This is a genomic window from Streptomyces asiaticus (assembly GCF_018138715.1).
Taxonomy (GTDB): domain Bacteria; phylum Actinomycetota; class Actinomycetes; order Streptomycetales; family Streptomycetaceae; genus Streptomyces; species Streptomyces asiaticus.
The window spans coordinates 818,178-833,490 of record NZ_JAGSHX010000001.1 but is presented as its reverse complement, the minus strand read 5'-3'; the positions used below and the strand labels follow the sequence as shown (position 1 = coordinate 833,490).

The window sequence follows — 15,313 nt, the reverse complement described above, 5'->3', positions numbered from 1 at the left end:
GTCCTAATAAATTACTGGAGGCGAGGAGAGTGTGAAGAGAAGCACAGCAGCAGGACGAGTGGTGCCCGCGTCCGGTCAACGATCCACCGGGCCCCCGCTCGGGGACGGTGCCCGCGGCGTGCCGGGCAGCCGAACCGTGACGAGGAGGCCGCCGGTGGGACGGGGTGTGAGGTCGAGGGTGCCGTCGTGTGCTCGGACGACGCTGTGCACGATGGCCAGCCCGAGGCCGACGCCGGCGTGCTCGTCGGTGCGTATGCGTTCTGTTACGCGCTGGAAGGGTTCGGTGAGGGCCGGTACCAGCTCCGATGGGAGCGGATGGCCCGTGTTCTCGACCCGCAGCACGCTCGCGTCGTGCCGCCGTTCGGTGTGGACCGTTACGGTGCCGCCCACGGGGAGGTTGTGGACGATGGCGTTCTGGACGAGGTTCGTCACCATCCGCAGGATGAGCGCCGCGGAGCCGACGGTCCGCGTCGTCTCGCCGGTGACGTCGAGCGTGATCTGGCGCTTTTCGGCGAGGGGAAGCAGCGTTTCGGCGGCTTCTTCGGCTATGAGGGAGAGGTCCACGGGCTCGCGGGTGAAGCTCCCGCGGTCGGCGCGGCTGAGCAGCAGGAGGGCCTCGGTGAGGTTGATCGCCCGCGTGTTGACCGTGTGGAGGCGTTCGATGAGTTCGCCCTGGTCCCGCGCGGGGTCGTTGCGGGCGGCGTCGAGGAGTGTACGGGAGATTGCCAGCGGGGTGCGCAGTTCGTGGGAGGCGTTCGCGGCGAACCTCCGCTGCTCGGCGACCTGGGACTCGAGTTGTTCGAGCATGGTGTCGAACGCGTCGGCGAGTTCGCGGAATTCGTCCCGGCGGCCCTTCATGCGGATCCGGTGGGCCAGCGAGCCGTTCGCGGCCGTCCGTGCCGCGTATGCGATCCGTGTGAGGGGTGCGAGCATCCGGCCGGCGAGGATCCATCCTCCCAGGAGGCCGAACACGAGGAGGAAGGCCAGTGCCGTGGCCACGGCGGGGGCGAAGCCACGCAGGAGGTCGGCGCGGTTGGGGCCGGTGATGATCACGGCGCCGAACCTCCTCTGGATGGATCCGGGGTCGCCGTCCGGTAGCCAGCGCAGCACGAATACCCACATCACGGCCAGCAGGAGAGCGCCGGCGAGGAGGAGGAAGCCGGCGTAGCTGATGGTGAGCTTCATTCGGGCGCTGAGCCCTGGGCGTCTATTCATGAGTGCCGCCGGGGTGGGTGGTGTCCATGCCGGTGTCCATGCCGGTGTCCATGCCGGTGTCGATCCGGTAGCCGACGCCGGGCACCGTGGCGATGAGCCATGGTTCGCCGAGTCGTTTGCGCAGTGCGGAGACGGTGATGCGGACGGCGTTGGTGAAGGGATCGGCGTTGTTGTCCCAGGCCCGCTCCAGCAGCTCTTCGGCACTGACGACACCGCCTTCGGCGGCGACGAGGACTTCGAGCACGGCGAACTGCTTGCGGGTGAGCGCGACGTAGCGTCCGTCGCGGAAGACCTCCCGGCGGAAGGGGTCAAGACGCAGGCCCGCGATCTCGCGGACCGGGGGCCGGGCGTACGCGCGTCTGCGGTCGAGCGCCCGCAGCCGCATGACGAGCTCCCGCAGCTCGAACGGTTTGGTGAGGTAGTCGTCGGCGCCGAGCTCGAACCCGGAAGCCTTGTCGTCGATCCGGTCGGCGGCGGTGAGCATGAGGATCGGGATGCCACTGCCGGAAGCGACGATGCGCCGGGCGATCTCGTCCCCGGAAGGGCCGGGGATGTCGCGGTCGAGGACCGCGAGGTCGTAGGAGTGGATACTGAGCAGTTCCAGGGCGGAGTCGCCGTCGCCGGCGATGTCGGCGGCGATCGCCTCCAGCCGCAGACCGTCCCGGACGGCTTCGGCCAGGTAGGGCTCGTCCTCCACGATCAGCACGCGCATGTCCGAAGCCTAAGCAGCACCACATATCGCCGACGTATGCAAAGACGTGCGCCCACCGGACACGCGACTCAGCCTGCCGGTGCCGGCGCGGGGCGGGGCTGGTCCGACGGCGCTTCGGCCGTAGTGCGCCACCAGCGGCGCGACGCCAGCGCGGCCAGCACGGCGCCGGCGGCGTTGACCAGGACGTCGTCCACGGACGACACCCGGTCCAGCCGCAGGACGTACTGTGCGGTTTCGACCAGGGCCGAGCAGCCCGCCCCGAGCGCCAGGATCCGCGGCACGGACGCCAGCGCCGCGAACCGCATCGGGGCGAAGAACCCCAGCGCCGCAAAGACCAGCAGGTTGCCGGCGATCCCGAACGGCCCCATCGTGACCAGGTCCCGCAGCGGTACCAGGCTCACCCGCGGCGGGACGGTGCCGACCCCGGCACCCGGCATCAGGGTCATCCACAGGAACGGCACCGTCCCGTGGACCAAACCCACCTCGGCCAGCGACATCCGCCACGCCGACGCGACGCCGGCGGCACGGCGACGGCGCGCCAGAGCCCACACCACGAGCGCGGCCGGCGGCAGCGCGACCAACGTCATGAGCACCACGCCGTTGAAGGTGTCGAAACAGCCGTGCCACCGCCCGGCCACGCACATCGGAGCGGCCATCATGAGCGGCCGCCGCACGACGAACACGGCGCTCGCCATGACGAGGACCGCCAGGCCGAGGAGCGCGATCGTGCGCGTGCGGCGGGGCGGTGCGGACAGGGATGCGTTCTGGTTCATGCCCCCATGGGAGACGGAGGGCCGTTGCGGTGGCGTATGCGGTTTTCGATACGCCCGCGATACACGCAATCAGAAGCGCCGCACCTCGCGGGCCGGGTCAGAAGCCCACGTCGGCGGGGCGGTATGTCGGCGCTCTGCGGACCCGGCCGACCTGCTCGTAGGCGTAGGCCAGGCGGAGCAGGGTCGGCTCGCTCCACGCCGTGCCCATGAACGTCAGGCCGACCGGCAGGCCGGAGGCGAAACCCGCCGGGACGCTGATCGCGGGGTATCCGGCGAGTGCGGCGGGCGTGGACGCGCCGCCGCCGTAGCTGTCCCCGCGGACCAGGTCGATCTTGGCCGGCGGTCCGGTGGTCGGCATCACCAGCGCATCGAGGCGGAAGCGCCGTAGCACCGCGTCGATGCCTTCGGCACGCGACAGCCGGTGGTTGGTGGCCAGCGCCTCGCGGTACTCGCTCTCGGTGAAGTCCAGCCGGTGCACGGCCTCCAGACCGTCCTGCCGCACATAGCGGAGTTCGCGGTCGGCGTGTGCGCGATTGAACGCGATCAGCTCCGCCAGACCGCGCGGGTGGTCGCCGGGGGCGCCGTCCAGATAGGCGTTCAGCGCCCGCTTGATCTCGTACACCTGAACGATCTTCGAGCTGGGGAGGTCCTCCAGCTGCTCGGCCGTCGGGATGTCGGCCGGGTCGACCACGGTCGCGCCGGCGGCGCGCAGCGTGGCGATCGCCCGCTCCGCGATCTCGTCGGCGTGGTCGCTGTAGCCGAAGTACACGGTTCGCGGTACGCCGATCCGCGCACCACGCAGTCCGTCGGCGTCCAGGAAACGGGTGTAGTCACGAGGGAAGTGGCCACGACCCGCCTCGGTCGCCGGATCACGGTCGTCGATGCCGACGAGGACGCCCAGCATGATCGCGGCGTCGCGGACCGTGCGCGCGATCGGGCCGACACTGTCCTGGCTGGGCACGCCGGGGATCACTCCGCCGCGCCCGACCAGGCCAACGGTCGGCTTCACCCCGACGACGCAGTTCGCCGAGGCGGGGTCGATGATCGAACCGTTGGTCTCGGTACCGATCCCGGCGACACACAGGTTGGCCGCGGCGGCGGCCGCCGTACCGGAGCTGGACTCGTTCGGGGACCGGTCCAGCTTGTAGGGGTTCCGGGTCTGCCCACCGCGGGCGCTCCAGCCGGCGTGGTGGGTGAGCGACATCCCACCGGCCCACTCGCTCAGGTTGGTCTTGCCGAGGATGACGGCACCGGCCGCGCGCAACCTGGCCGCGACCGTGGCGTCCCTTGCCGGCCGGAGGCCCTCCAGGGCGAGTGATCCGGCCGTTGTGTGCATGCGGTCCGCGGTTTCCACCAGGTCCTTCAGCAGAATGGGCATGCCGTGGAGCGGCCCACGGGGATGCTGCCCGGCGTCCAGTCGCCGGGCCTCCCGCAGCGCGTCGGGATTGACCTCGATCACCGCGTGCAGGAGCGGATCGATACGTTCGATCCGGTCCAGGTAGTAGCGGGTCAGCCGTTCCGCGTCGAGCCGCCCTGCGTCCATCCGCTCGCGAAGCTCGGTGATGCCCAGTTCGTCCAGGGTTCCGGTGCCAGGGCTGGCCTGGGCGGGGGCCGCGCCAAGCAAGGGCGTGGCCGCCGCGGCGGTGCCGAGCGCGAGCATGCTCCGGCGCGTGGCGTTGATCCGGTCAATTCGGTACGGGGTGGTCATAGTCCGGCACGCTAGAGGTGCCACCGATGTACCGCGCTCCGACTGTCCCCCGGCTCTTCACTGGTGATATCCCCCTGCCGCACCGGGGGAACGCCGGAGACCGGGACCGCTCTCAGGCGGTACCGGTGAGGCCGAGCCGTAAGGGCAGCTTCATCTTCCCCGCCTTTCGTGGCCGTGCCGCTCGATGAGGTCGGCGGCGGTGCGCAGCCCGTCGCGGGCCCGGATGGTCGTGGAGGCTTCCGCGAGCCGGTGCCGCAGGCGGGTGTCGCCGAGCAACTCCGCCAGCGCGCCGTGCAGTTGGGCGTCGGTGAAGCGGTACGGGTCGAGGCGGAGACCGTAGCCGAGTTCGGCGACCCGCTGTGCGTTGTCGTACTGGTCCCAGAACAGCGGGAGCACGATCATGGGCTTGCCGAAGTGGAAGCTCTCGGTGGTCGTGTTGTTGCCGCCATGGGTGATGACGAGGTCGACGAGCGGGAGGATCCACGTCTGCGGGAGGAACTCCGCGCCCCACATGGTGGGAGGCAGCTCGATCTGGTCGTGCAGCGGCCCCTTGGAGACGATGCAGCGGTGCGGGGTGCGCGCCAGGGAGGCGATGATCCGGCGCATGAGGCCGACGTCGGCGGAGCCGAGGGAGCCCAGGCTGAAGTAGATCAGCGCGCTGCCCTCGGGCCGTTCGGCCAGCTCCGGCGGCAGGGTGAACTCCTCGTCGGTCTCGCGCACCGAGGAGTCCAGCCGGTGCCAGGCAGGGCCCAGCGGGCGAGCTTCGGCGTAGTCGGCGATCTCCGGGCAGACGTACAGGTTCAGCTCGCCGTCGTGGATGAACTCCAGGTCGGGCAGCGGCCTCGCGCCCTGGTCCACGACCCAGGCGTTGAACTCGTCCCAGAGCTCGCGGTGCGTGCGGTCGTACTCGGCGCGGAACGCGGCCCAGCCCGCGCGGTCACCGGCCGGGTACCCGGAGAAGGGCGGGGGAACGTGTTCGCCCTTCACCTCCAGCGGGTTGCAGGAGACGATCCGCACGAAGGGCGCGTCGGCCGTGGTCAGCGCGGGGAAGCAGACGACGTTGTCCTCGACGATCACATCCGGCCGGACCCGGTCCACGATTCTCTTGAGCTGGGGTTCGCAGTACCGGGCGCCGGCGACCAGTTCCTCCCAGACCGGTCTGACCCACGTGCCCAGCTGTTCGATCGTGGGCTTTTGGAATTCGGGGGCGGTCTCCCGTACGAAGTCCTTCCAGAACTGGCCCGCCTCCTGGGGTGTTTCGGGCGGCGGGGCCAGGTCGACCAGGTCCTCCTCGAAGCCGAGCGGGGCGAGCCTGCCCTTCCAGGACGCCTCCGCCGCGAACACCACGCGGTGGCCCCGCCGGCGCAGTACGTCACCGATGCCGACGCAGTTGTTGGTCGGGCCGTACGCGCTCTCCGGCGCGAAGAGGATGGTCAGGGGTCCGCTCAAGGGGTGTCTCCCGTCGTCTCGATCAGTACCGCGCTCTCCGGGTCCCACGACAGCGCGACGCGGGCCCCGGAGGTCACCGTGGCCGGGCCCGGAACGGTCAGCAGGACCGGCCGGTCCAGACCGGGGACCGTGACCGCGATCCTCGAGGAGCCGCCGAGGTAACTGATGTCCAGCACTTCGCCGTGCAGGTAGGCGTCCGCGCCCTGGGCGGCGAGCCGGATGTTCTCCGGACGTACGCCGACCAGCCCCGCCGCGTCACCTGCCGGGGCGGGCAGGACGCCGACGCCGGGTACGTCGAGTCCGCCGGAGGGCAGCAGCCGTCCGGAGAAGAGGTTGTTGGCGCCGACGAAGCCCGCGACGAACCGGCCCCGGGGGTGCCGGTAGAGCTCGACGGGGGTGGCGACCTGCTGGACGCGCCCGGCGTCCAGGACGGCGATCCGGTCGGCGAGCGACATGGCCTCCTCCTGGTCGTGGGTGACGACGAGGAAGGTGACGCCCACCTCGTGCTGGAGGCGCTTGAGCTCCAGCTGCATCTCGGCGCGGACCTGTTTGTCGAGCGCCGACAGCGGCTCGTCGAGCAGCAGCACACGGGGCCGCTTGACGATGGCACGGGCGAGGGCGACCCGCTGCCGCTGCCCGCCGGAGAGCTGGTGCGGCCGTCTGCGGGCCTGCGCGGTCAGTCCGACGGTGGCGAGTACGGCCGCGACCCGTTCGCCGATCTCCGCCCGGGCGAGCCCTTCCCGCGCCAGCCCGTACCCGATGTTCTTCTCCACGTTCATGTGCGGGAACAGCGCGTACGACTGGAACATGAGGTTGACCGGCCGCCGGTGCGCGGGCACGCCCAGCAGATCCAGGCCGTCCAGGGTGACCGTGCCGCTGTCCGGGGCCTCGAATCCGGCGAGGACGCGCAGCAGGGTCGTCTTCCCGCAGCCGCTCGGTCCGAGCAGGGCGAAGAACTCGCCCTCCCCGATCTCCAGGCTCACCCCGTCCAGGGCGGTGACCTCGCCGAACCGCCGGGTGACGGCATGGATACGGATCACAGCGCCTCCGTCAGCCGGCTGACGCGCTGGGCGGCGATCACCACGGTGAAGCTGACCGCGAGCAGCAGGGTGGCGAGCGCGTTGATCTCCGGGGTCACGCCGAACCTGATCATCGAGTAGATGACGATCGGCAGGGTGGGGTCCTTCGGCCCCGCGGTGAAGAAGGCGATGACGAACTCGTCGAGCGAGAGGGTGAACGTCAGCAGCGCGCCCGCCACGATGCCGGGGGCGAGGGTCGGCAGGGTGATGCGGAGGAACGTGGTGACCTCGCCCGCGCCGAGGTCGCGCGATGCCTCCTCCAGGGAGGGGTCGACATGGGCGATCCGGGTGCGTACGACGGCCGTGACGAAGGCGAGGCCGAAGACGGTGTGGGCGAGCAGCACCGAGTGCAGGCCGAGGGTGGCCGAGACGAGCGAGTAGAAGGCGAGCAGGCCGATCGCGAGCACGATGTCCGGCAGGACGGCGGGCACCACCGACAGGGCGGGCAGCAGCCGCGACCGGCTCGCGTGGCGGGCGAGCCCCACGGCGAGCAGTGTGCCGAGGACGGTGGACAGGGCGGTCGCGCCCGCGGCCACGATCAGCGTGTTGACCAGGCCCCGCAGGACCTCGTCGTCGCCGGCCAGCGTGCCGTACCAGGCGGTGCTGAACCCGGACCACTCGTAAGGGCTGTCCGAGCGGTTGAAGGACATCACCACGAGCACCACGACGGGCGTGTAGAGGAACGCGTACGTCAGCCACAGCGGGAGGAACGTCGCCCGGCGCATCAGCGGCCGCCCAGCCGGCGCCCGGCCCAGGCCTGCGCCATGAGCAGCAGGACCAGGAACGCCATGAGGGCGAGGGCGAGCACCGAGCCGAACGGCCAGTCCCGTGCGGTGAGGAACTGGTCTCTGATCAGATTGCCGACCATGACCGTGTGCCCGCCGCCCAGCAGTTCGGGGACGACGAAGTTGCCGAGGCTCGGCACGAAGACGAAGACGCAGCCGGTCAGCACGCCGGGCAGGGTGTGCGGGAGGGTCACGCTCCACAACGTGCGGGCCGGGCGGGCGCCCAGATCGGCCGAGGCTTCGAGCAGCCGGGGGTCGACCCGCTCGATCGCCGAGTACAGCGGCAGCACCATCAGCGGGAGATAGGCGTAGAGCAGTCCGAGGACGACGGCGGGTTCCGTGTAGAGGAGTTTCAGCGGCCGGTCGATCACCCCGATGCCGGTGAGGGCCGAGTTGACCACACCTCGGCTGGACAGCAGCACGATCCAGGCGTAGGTGCGGATCAGGAAGTTGGTCCAGAACGGGAGCACGACCAGGACCAGGGCGACCGTGCGCCATCTGCCGGGCAGACGGCTGATCGCGTACGCGGTCGGGTAGCCGAGGAGAAGCGCGAGCAGGGTGGTGACGGCGGCGATGCGCAGCGAGTCGGTGAGGACACCGGCGTAGAGGGGGTCGGTGAGCCGCGCGAAGTTCTCGCCGGTGCTTCCGTCCTCGTACGCGATCCCGCCGAAGCGGCCCCGCCGGAAGGCCGTGTAACCGATCAGCAGGGCCAGCGGCAGCAGGAGCAGGACGGCCAGATAGGACAGGCCCGGGCCGAGCAGGACGAGACGGGCTCGCGACGGTGGTCCTCCGGCCGCCCTCCCCCGCCCGGCCATCAGCCCGCGGTGACTTCCGTGACGATCCGGGTGTACGCCGTCGCGGCGTCCCCGAGGTCGACGACGGACTCACCCTTGAGCAGTTGCTCGGGGGTCATGGCGAGCACGGGGTGGCTCTTCACCAGGGCCGGGTCGAGTTCGGCCATGGCGGCGGTGTTGGGGACCTTGTAGAAGATGTTCGAGGCGACCCAGGAGTGCGTCTTCGCGTCGAGGACGTAGTCGATGAAGGCGTGCGCCGCCTCTTTGTTCTTCGACGACTTGAGGATGACCATCGTGTCGGTCCAGAGGTCGCTGCCCTCCTTGGGGACGACGAAGCCGATCCTCTTGTCGTCGGTCGGGCACCACCCGTCCCAGGCCTCCGCCAGCACGGCCTCCCCGGACTTCAGCCGGTCGCCGAACGTGGTGTCGTCGTACGCGAGGAGCCCGTCCTTCGCGGTGAGCAGCAACTCCTTGACCTGCGCGAGCTGTTGCTCGTCGGTGGTGTTCACCGAGTAGCCGAGCGCCTTCTGCGCGGGGAGGAAGAGCCAGCGTTCGGTCTTCAGCATGGTGGCCCTGCCCTTGACCGCGGCGCGCGGCTTCAGCAGGTCGTTCCAGCTGTCGGGGGTGTAGCCGACGAGGTCCTTGCGGTAGCAGAGCCCGGTGGTGCCCCAGGTGTACGGGACGGAGTAGACGTTGCCCTTGTCATGGGCGAGCCGGGCGGCGAGCGGGTCCAGGTTCTTCAGGTGCGGGACCAGATCGTGGTGGATGGGTTCGAGCAGCCCCTGCGCCGCGAGCGCCTGCGCGTACTGGCCCGATACGAACGCCACGTCGATGCCGCTGTCGGCGGAGGCGGTCAGTTTGGCGACGATCTCCTCGTTGGTGCTGTGCTTGGCGACGGTCATGGGCGTGCCGACGGCCGACGTGAACCGGGCGGGAAGGTCCTTCGGCATATAGCCGTCCCAGTTCGAGACGGTGAGCCGCTGCTTGCGTAAGTCCGCCTCGGGGTCGAGCGACGCGGAGGCGGCGGGGCCGCTTCCGCCCGGTTGGCCGTCGCCGCCGCATGCGGGGAGAAGGAGCGCCAGGACGGCCGCCGTCGCCGCCATGGACACGTGCCTGAACCTCAGTGCGCCTAACACGCCACTCCCCTTGCTGTCGAGATCAGCCGGCTGAGCGTGGGTCGCGCCCGGTTCGCCGAACGGCTCACGGGCAGGCATCGATGTCCGGAGTTTCGCATCATTGGCATGCACTGGGCAAGATGGCCTATTCGCCCGGCCTCGTTCTCACCTCGTAGGCAGAGCCGCCGCAGGGTCCGGCATGCGTGGCGCATTTCACACCACATGTACCATTTGTGGAGTAAGTGACCTGCCACTCCTTGGCGGCGCGGTCCGATACCGCCGGGTTGTGTTCCCGCTCCCCGTCGCCGCCCGCCTCCCGACGACCTCCACTTGCCCGTATCCGCGGCAGGGAGGGGAGACAGACAGCGGACATGCCCAATGACGACGGGACCCAGGTGGAGGTCCGGAAGCTGTGGGCCCACCAGGCCGCGCCGAAGAGCACCGACCAGGGATCCATCGCGCCAGAGCCCGCCTCAAGGGATGTGCCGGAGCCCGCCTCGAGGGAGCGGTTCCTGGTGTTCGCCGGAGCGGCGCCGGCGGCCCGCTGCGCGCTGGGCGACGAGGACGACGTCCTCCGGCTGATCGAGACCGCCGGGCCGGACACCCCTGCCCGGTACGGGGTGCCGAAGCGCTGCCCGGCGTCCGGTCGCTCTCCCCTCGCCGATGCGGAGGTCTCCTGGGTCCAGGGGCTGACCACCGCACTCGCCGCCGTGCTCGAACCGCCGCACACCGACGCCTGGCCGGAGCCGTGGCACCCGGAACAGCGGTCCGCGAGCCCTGAGACACCGATCGGCGCCCTGCCCACCCTTCGGTCCCCGGTACGGGAAGGCCGTACGCGCCTGTGGCCTGCGGGTTCCATGCTCGAGCCAGGTCTGGCGGGGAAAGGGGGGCCGGTGACGTGAAGGCCCGTGTGTGGAGCACCTTCGCCGCCGTGACCGCGGGATTCATGGCCGTGGCTCTGACCGGCTGCGGTAACGACGGCGAGCCCAGCGGGGACAGCTACACCATCGGCCTGCTGCTGCCGAGCCGCGAAGTCCCCCGCTACGAGCAGTTCGACCGGCCCTTGATCGAGAAGAGGGTGAAGGCGCTGTGCGCGGAGTGCCATCTGACGTACGCCAACGCCGGGGACGATGTGACGAGCCAGCAGCGCCAGATGGACTCCATGATCACCAAAGGGGTCGGGGCCCTGATCCTCGACGCCGTCGACGTCAAGGCGCTCCGCTCCTCGGTCGCCGCGGCACACGAGGCGGGTATCCCGGTCGTCGCCTATGACCGGCTCGCCGAGGGCCCGGTCTCGGGCTACGCCACCTTCAACGGCGCGACGGTCGGCAAGCTCCAGGGCAAGGCGCTCCTCGATGCCCTGGGCAGCAAGGCGGGCCGCAGTCAGATCGTCATGATGAACGGCGATCCGGTCAGCCCCAACGCGGGCTGGTTCACGAGGGGAACGCTCTCCGTCATCAGAGGAAAGGTGAAGATCGCCAGGTCATACGACGTTCCCGACTACCGGAAGTCCACGGCCCACGAGAACATGGCCTCCGCCATCGCCGCCCTGGGCCCCGGCCGGATCGACGGCGTCCTGGCGGCCAACGACAGCATCGCCGCCGGTGTCGTCTCCGCGCTCAAGGCCGCACGCATCTCACCGCTGCCACCCGTCACCGGTCAGGATGCCGACCTCAGCGCCGTACGGCGCGTCGTCAAGGGCGATCAGTACATGACCGTCTACAAGCCCTTCAGGGCCGAGGCGGACGCCGCCGCGGCGATGGCAGTCGCGCTGAGGGGCGGCCAGAAGCTCGAAGGCATCGCCAGGACGACGGTCGACAGCCCTACCACCAAAGACATCCCGGCCGCCCTTCTGGCTCCGGTCGCCGTCACGGCCGACAACATCAAGCAGACGCTCGTCAAGGACGGTGTCTACACCATCGACAAGATCTGTACCCCTGAGCTCCGGCACGCCTGTGGCAAGGCCGGACTCACCCGCTGAGGCTCCGTCTTCCGCTCGGACGGGACTCTTGGAAAGGAGGTGGCCCCCATGCCGGTCGCGCCCCTGCTGGCGCTGCGCGGCGTCTGCAAGCGATTCGGCGGCGTCCAGGCGCTCACGGATGTCGAGCTGGAGATCCGGGCCGGTGAGGTCGTCGCCCTCGTGGGTGACAACGGCGCCGGCAAGACCACCCTCGCCAAAGTGATCGCCGGCGTCGGCCCCGCCGACACCGGCGTCATCGAGTGGAAGGGCCGGGCCGTCGAGATCAAGCGGCCCTACGACGCCCAGGAACTGGGCATCACGGCTGTTTACCAGGACCTCGCCATGTGCGACAGCCTCGACATCGTCGGCAATCTCTTCCTCGGCCGCGAAATCCACAAGCTCGGCGTCCTCGACGAGGTGGAGATGGAACGCCGTGCCCGCGAGCTCATGCGCACCCTGACCGTCCGCATTCCCGATGCGCGGTTGCCCGTCTCCTCCCTGTCCGCAGGCCAGCGGCAGGCCGTGGCGATCAGCCGCTCGCTTCTCGGCGCGCCCAAGGTCCTCCTCCTGGACGAGCCCACCGCCGCCCTGGGCATGGAGCAGACCAGCCGGCTCCTCGACCTCGTCGAGGAGCTGCGCGACCGCGGCCTCGGGATCCTCCTCATCAGCCACAACATGGGAGACATCAAGGCCGTGGCGGACCGTGTCGCCGTACTGCGCCTCGGCCGGAACAACGGGCTGTTCGAGGTGAACACCACATCCCAGGAACAGATCGTTTGCGCCATCACCGGCGCGGCGGACGACCTCGTCGCCCACCGCATGCCGAGCGCACAGGAGGTACAGCCATGAGCAGGAGGGAGACAATCCCACAGGCACGCCCCGGCCGGGCGGGCAGCGGCATCGCGACCGTGTCCACCACCGGCGGCCGGAGCCTGGTGGCGCGAGGGCGGAACGCCAGGGAATACGCCGACGCGGCCTGGAGCAGACTGCACAGCGGTGAGCGCGGTCCGATCCTGGTCACCCTCGGCCTGGTCGCGCTCTGGCTCGTCTTCTACGGCCTCAACGGAAACTTCCTCTCCCCCCGTAACCTGTCCAACATCAGCGTGGACATCGTGGGGACCGGCCTGGTCGCCGTGGGCATCGTCTTCGTGCTGCTGATCGGCGAGATCGACTTGTCGGTCGGCTCGGTCAGCGGGCTCGCGGGAGCCACGTTCGCCGTGCTCAATGTCAGCCTCGGCATGCCGGAATGGCTCGCCGTCATCGTGGCGGTGGCCTCGGGCATGGCGGTGGGAGCCGTCCACGGGTTCTTCTTCGCCAAAGTCGGCATACCGGCGTTCGTCGTCACCCTCGCGGGACTGCTGGCCTGGAACGGCCTGACCCTCCACCTGCTGGGCACCGGCGGCACCATCGACATCGACGAGGGCGGCCTGGTCGCCGCGCTGACCAGCTACTACTTCAGTGCCACCAGCGCCGCGTACAGTCTGGCGGCGCTCGGCTCCGCCGCGTACTTCCTGGCCTCCTACCGGAGCGCCAAGCGCCGCAGGGCGGCCGGGATCCCGTACCGGCCGCTGGGCGAGATCTTGGTACGGACGGGCGTCCTGGCGGGGGTCGGGTTCACCGCCGCGTATGTGGTCAATCAGTTCCAGGGCCTGCCGCTCGCCCTCCTGATCTTCCTGGTCGTCCTCGTCGGCTCGGACTATGTCCTGCGCCGCACCTGCTATGGGCGCAAGATCTTCGCGGTGGGCAGCGGCGCCGAGGCGGCCCGCCGCGCCGGCGTCAACATCGTGCGGCTGCGGATCTCGATGTTCATCGTGTCGGGGACACTGGCCGCCATCGGCGGCCTGTTCGTGGCCTCAGGGCTCACCTCGGCGAGCCCTACGACGTCCCGTGCGGCGGGCTCCGGCATGCTGCTGATCAACGCCGTCGCCGCGGCTGTCATCGGCTGCACCAGCCTGTTCGGCGGGCGGGGCTCGCCATGGTCAGCGCTGCTGGGGGTGCTGGTCATCCAGTCCCTCGCCTCGGGGATGGCATTTCTGGGAGTGGAGGACTCCGTTCAATTCATGATCATCGGTGCCGTGCTGCTCGCCGCCGTGGCCACCGACTCGCTCGCCCGGCGTTCCCAGGGGACGCGCGACCGGGCATGACGATTGGCCATGCCCGGCATGATGTGGCTATGCTTCCGACAAGTTGCCATAGTCAGGCAATTGGGATATTTCCCCTGAGGGAGCCGACGGACGGGCCCGCCGCGCCCATCGGAGTCCAATGAAGAAGCGCATCCCCGTCATCCATGTGGCTGTGAGCATCGCGGTTGCCGCGAGCCTGGTCCTTTCCGGCTGCGACGGCGTGGGGCCGCGATCCTCCGGTGGATCCGAGAGCATCAACGTGCTCACCGTCAATGTCCCCCAAATGGAGAACCTGAAGAAGCTCACGAGGAAGCACTTCACCGCGGAGACCGGCGTAACGGTCAATTACACCCTGCTGCCGGAGAATGAGGCGCGGGCGCAGATGAACAAGGAATTCTCCAGCCAGTCCGGACGATATGACGTCGCGAGCGTCAGCGCCTACGAAGTGCCGATCTACTCGAAGAACCACTGGCTCGCCCCGTTGGACCAACACGCGAAGGCGGACCCGTCATTCGACCAGAGCGACATCTTCCCCAATCTGACCGCCGCCCTGAGCGGCACGGACGGGAAGATCTATGCCGAGCCCTTCTACGGCGAGGGGTCCTTCCTGATGTACCGCAAGGACCTGTTCCGCAAGGCCGGGCTGACCATGCCGCGAAACCCCACCTGGACGCAGGTCGCCTCACTCGCGGCCAAGGTCGACGGCTCGAACGGCGCGAAAGGCATCTGTCTGCGCGGTCTGCCCGGCTGGGGCCAGAACCTCGCCCCCATCAACACCGTCGTCAACACCTTCGGCGGCACCTGGTACGACATGAAGTGGAACGCCCAGCTCACCGCGCCGGAGTTCAAGAGAGCGATTCGCTTCTACGTCAATCTGGTCCGCAAATACGGTGAGACCAACGCCGCGCACAGCGGTGTGCTGGAAATCCTCGACCAATTTGTGCAGGGCAACTGCGCCATGATGTACGACGCCACTTCGACCGCCCAGACGGTCGAGGCCGACGGCTCGACCGTCAAGGGAAAGGTCGGCTACGTCCCGGCGCCGCACGAAAGGACCAAGAAGGCCGGCTGGCTGTGGACCTGGGCATGGGGTATTCATAAAGCCAGCAAGAAGCAGAAGGCCGCCTGGAAGTTTATCTCCTGGGCCTCCTCCAAGGAGTATCAGAAGCAGGTCGGCGATACGCTCGGCTGGACCCTGGCCCCCGCCGGAACCCGGAAGTCACTCTATGCCAACCCCGCCTACCAGAAGGCCGCCGCCGCCTGGTACCGGCAGGAATACGCAGCGGTGAAGAACTCCGACGATCCGAAGAGCCCGGGCGTCAGCCCGCGCCCCTACACGGGTATCACGTTTGTCGGCATCCCCGAATTCGCCACCCTCGGCACCGAGGTCTCCCAGTACATCAGCTCGGCCATCGCCGGAAAGCAATCGGTGGACGCGGCCCTGAAACGCTCCCAGAAGCTCGCGCAAGCGGCGGCCGCGAAGTACCGCACCCACTGACCGGCGCACACCGACGCTGCCGAGGGGCGGATCGGCGATCAGCGGATGGCCGGGCCCTGAATCCGCAGACGGCGGGGTTCGAGCATGGACTCACACGCCGGC

Annotated in this window: 14 protein-coding genes; 5 read left to right on the top strand and 9 right to left on the bottom strand. The window is 69.5% G+C overall.

The features are described from left to right. Nucleotides 1-75 precede the first annotated feature (75 nt). The 9 genes from KHP12_RS03315 to KHP12_RS03275 all read right to left on the bottom strand — a co-directional run bounded on the left by KHP12_RS03315 (nt 76) and on the right by KHP12_RS03275 (nt 9,618). Entirely contained in the window at nt 76-1,215 is a 1,140-nt protein-coding gene (locus KHP12_RS03315) for a sensor histidine kinase (protein ID WP_086882479.1), read from the bottom strand. Then, on the bottom strand, nt 1,208-1,927 hold the full coding sequence (locus KHP12_RS03310; protein ID WP_086882480.1) for a response regulator transcription factor: 720 nt from the start codon (nt 1,925-1,927) through the stop codon (nt 1,208-1,210). Before KHP12_RS03310 ends, KHP12_RS03315 begins: the two co-directional genes overlap by 8 nt. 68 nt (nt 1,928-1,995) lie before the next feature. Further along, on the bottom strand, nt 1,996-2,700 hold the full coding sequence (locus KHP12_RS03305; RefSeq protein ID WP_086882481.1) for a VanZ family protein: 705 nt from the start codon (nt 2,698-2,700) through the stop codon (nt 1,996-1,998). Nucleotides 2,701-2,797: 97 nt separating this feature from the next. After that, complete coding sequence (locus tag KHP12_RS03300; protein WP_086882482.1) at nt 2,798-4,408, bottom strand: amidase; 1,611 nt, start codon at nt 4,406-4,408, stop codon at nt 2,798-2,800. A 150-nt stretch (nt 4,409-4,558) separates the two neighbouring features. After that, entirely contained in the window at nt 4,559-5,857 is a 1,299-nt protein-coding gene (locus KHP12_RS03295) for a glycosyltransferase (RefSeq protein ID WP_086882483.1), read from the bottom strand. Continuing rightward, nucleotides 5,854-6,897: an ABC transporter ATP-binding protein gene (locus KHP12_RS03290; RefSeq protein ID WP_086882484.1), complete on the bottom strand. Its 1,044-nt coding sequence runs from the start codon at nt 6,895-6,897 to the stop codon at nt 5,854-5,856. The genes KHP12_RS03295 and KHP12_RS03290 overlap by 4 nt, the downstream gene beginning before the upstream one ends. Beyond that, complete coding sequence (locus tag KHP12_RS03285; protein WP_211831378.1) at nt 6,894-7,661, bottom strand: ABC transporter permease; 768 nt, start codon at nt 7,659-7,661, stop codon at nt 6,894-6,896. The genes KHP12_RS03290 and KHP12_RS03285 overlap by 4 nt, the downstream gene beginning before the upstream one ends. Beyond that, on the bottom strand, nt 7,661-8,536 hold the full coding sequence (locus KHP12_RS03280) for an ABC transporter permease (RefSeq protein ID WP_086879413.1): 876 nt from the start codon (nt 8,534-8,536) through the stop codon (nt 7,661-7,663). Before KHP12_RS03280 ends, KHP12_RS03285 begins: the two co-directional genes overlap by 1 nt. Further along, entirely contained in the window at nt 8,536-9,618 is a 1,083-nt protein-coding gene (locus tag KHP12_RS03275; protein ID WP_086879418.1) for a polyamine ABC transporter substrate-binding protein, read from the bottom strand. Before KHP12_RS03275 ends, KHP12_RS03280 begins: the two co-directional genes overlap by 1 nt. A 383-nt stretch (nt 9,619-10,001) precedes the next feature. Here KHP12_RS03275 and KHP12_RS03270 point away from each other — a divergent pair, with 383 nt between their 5' ends. The 5 genes from KHP12_RS03270 (at nt 10,002) to KHP12_RS03250 (ending at nt 15,211) form a co-directional block, all read left to right on the top strand. Continuing rightward, nucleotides 10,002-10,532, top strand: a complete 531-nt coding sequence (locus tag KHP12_RS03270; protein ID WP_211831376.1) for a hypothetical protein — start codon at nt 10,002-10,004, stop codon at nt 10,530-10,532. Further along, nucleotides 10,529-11,611 carry a sugar ABC transporter substrate-binding protein gene (locus KHP12_RS03265; RefSeq protein WP_372455156.1) on the top strand — a complete coding sequence of 361 codons (1,083 nt, stop codon included), beginning with the start codon at nt 10,529-10,531 and terminating at the stop codon, nt 11,609-11,611. The genes KHP12_RS03270 and KHP12_RS03265 overlap by 4 nt, the downstream gene beginning before the upstream one ends. A gap of 48 nt (nt 11,612-11,659) precedes the next feature. After that, on the top strand, nt 11,660-12,439 hold the full coding sequence (locus KHP12_RS03260; protein ID WP_208652818.1) for an ATP-binding cassette domain-containing protein: 780 nt from the start codon (nt 11,660-11,662) through the stop codon (nt 12,437-12,439). After that, complete coding sequence (locus tag KHP12_RS03255) at nt 12,436-13,734, top strand: sugar ABC transporter permease (protein WP_211831375.1); 1,299 nt, start codon at nt 12,436-12,438, stop codon at nt 13,732-13,734. Before KHP12_RS03260 ends, KHP12_RS03255 begins: the two co-directional genes overlap by 4 nt. A gap of 118 nt (nt 13,735-13,852) precedes the next feature. Continuing rightward, a complete protein-coding gene (locus KHP12_RS03250; RefSeq protein WP_086879410.1) occupies nt 13,853-15,211 on the top strand; it encodes an ABC transporter substrate-binding protein in 1,359 nt (452 codons plus the stop codon). Nucleotides 15,212-15,313 lie beyond the last annotated feature (102 nt).

What these genes read in the sequence shown, in the direction of transcription:
- KHP12_RS03260 (WP_208652818.1), top strand. Translation starts at nt 11,660, where the DNA reads ATGCCGGTCGCGCCCCTGCTGGCGCTGCGCGGCGTCTGCAAGCGATTC.
- KHP12_RS03255 (WP_211831375.1), top strand. Translation starts at nt 12,436, where the DNA reads ATGAGCAGGAGGGAGACAATCCCACAGGCACGCCCCGGCCGGGCGGGC.
- KHP12_RS03300 (WP_086882482.1), bottom strand. Translation starts at nt 4,408, where the DNA reads ATGACCACCCCGTACCGAATTGACCGGATCAACGCCACGCGCCGGAGC.
- KHP12_RS03250 (WP_086879410.1), top strand. Translation starts at nt 13,853, where the DNA reads ATGAAGAAGCGCATCCCCGTCATCCATGTGGCTGTGAGCATCGCGGTT.
- KHP12_RS03270 (WP_211831376.1), top strand. Translation starts at nt 10,002, where the DNA reads ATGCCCAATGACGACGGGACCCAGGTGGAGGTCCGGAAGCTGTGGGCC.
- KHP12_RS03305 (WP_086882481.1), bottom strand. Translation starts at nt 2,700, where the DNA reads ATGAACCAGAACGCATCCCTGTCCGCACCGCCCCGCCGCACGCGCACG.
- KHP12_RS03275 (WP_086879418.1), bottom strand. Translation starts at nt 9,618, where the DNA reads ATGGCGGCGACGGCGGCCGTCCTGGCGCTCCTTCTCCCCGCATGCGGC.
- KHP12_RS03315 (WP_086882479.1), bottom strand. Translation starts at nt 1,215, where the DNA reads ATGAATAGACGCCCAGGGCTCAGCGCCCGAATGAAGCTCACCATCAGC.
- KHP12_RS03285 (WP_211831378.1), bottom strand. Translation starts at nt 7,661, where the DNA reads ATGCGCCGGGCGACGTTCCTCCCGCTGTGGCTGACGTACGCGTTCCTC.
- KHP12_RS03310 (WP_086882480.1), bottom strand. Translation starts at nt 1,927, where the DNA reads ATGCGCGTGCTGATCGTGGAGGACGAGCCCTACCTGGCCGAAGCCGTC.
- KHP12_RS03280 (WP_086879413.1), bottom strand. Translation starts at nt 8,536, where the DNA reads ATGGCCGGGCGGGGGAGGGCGGCCGGAGGACCACCGTCGCGAGCCCGT.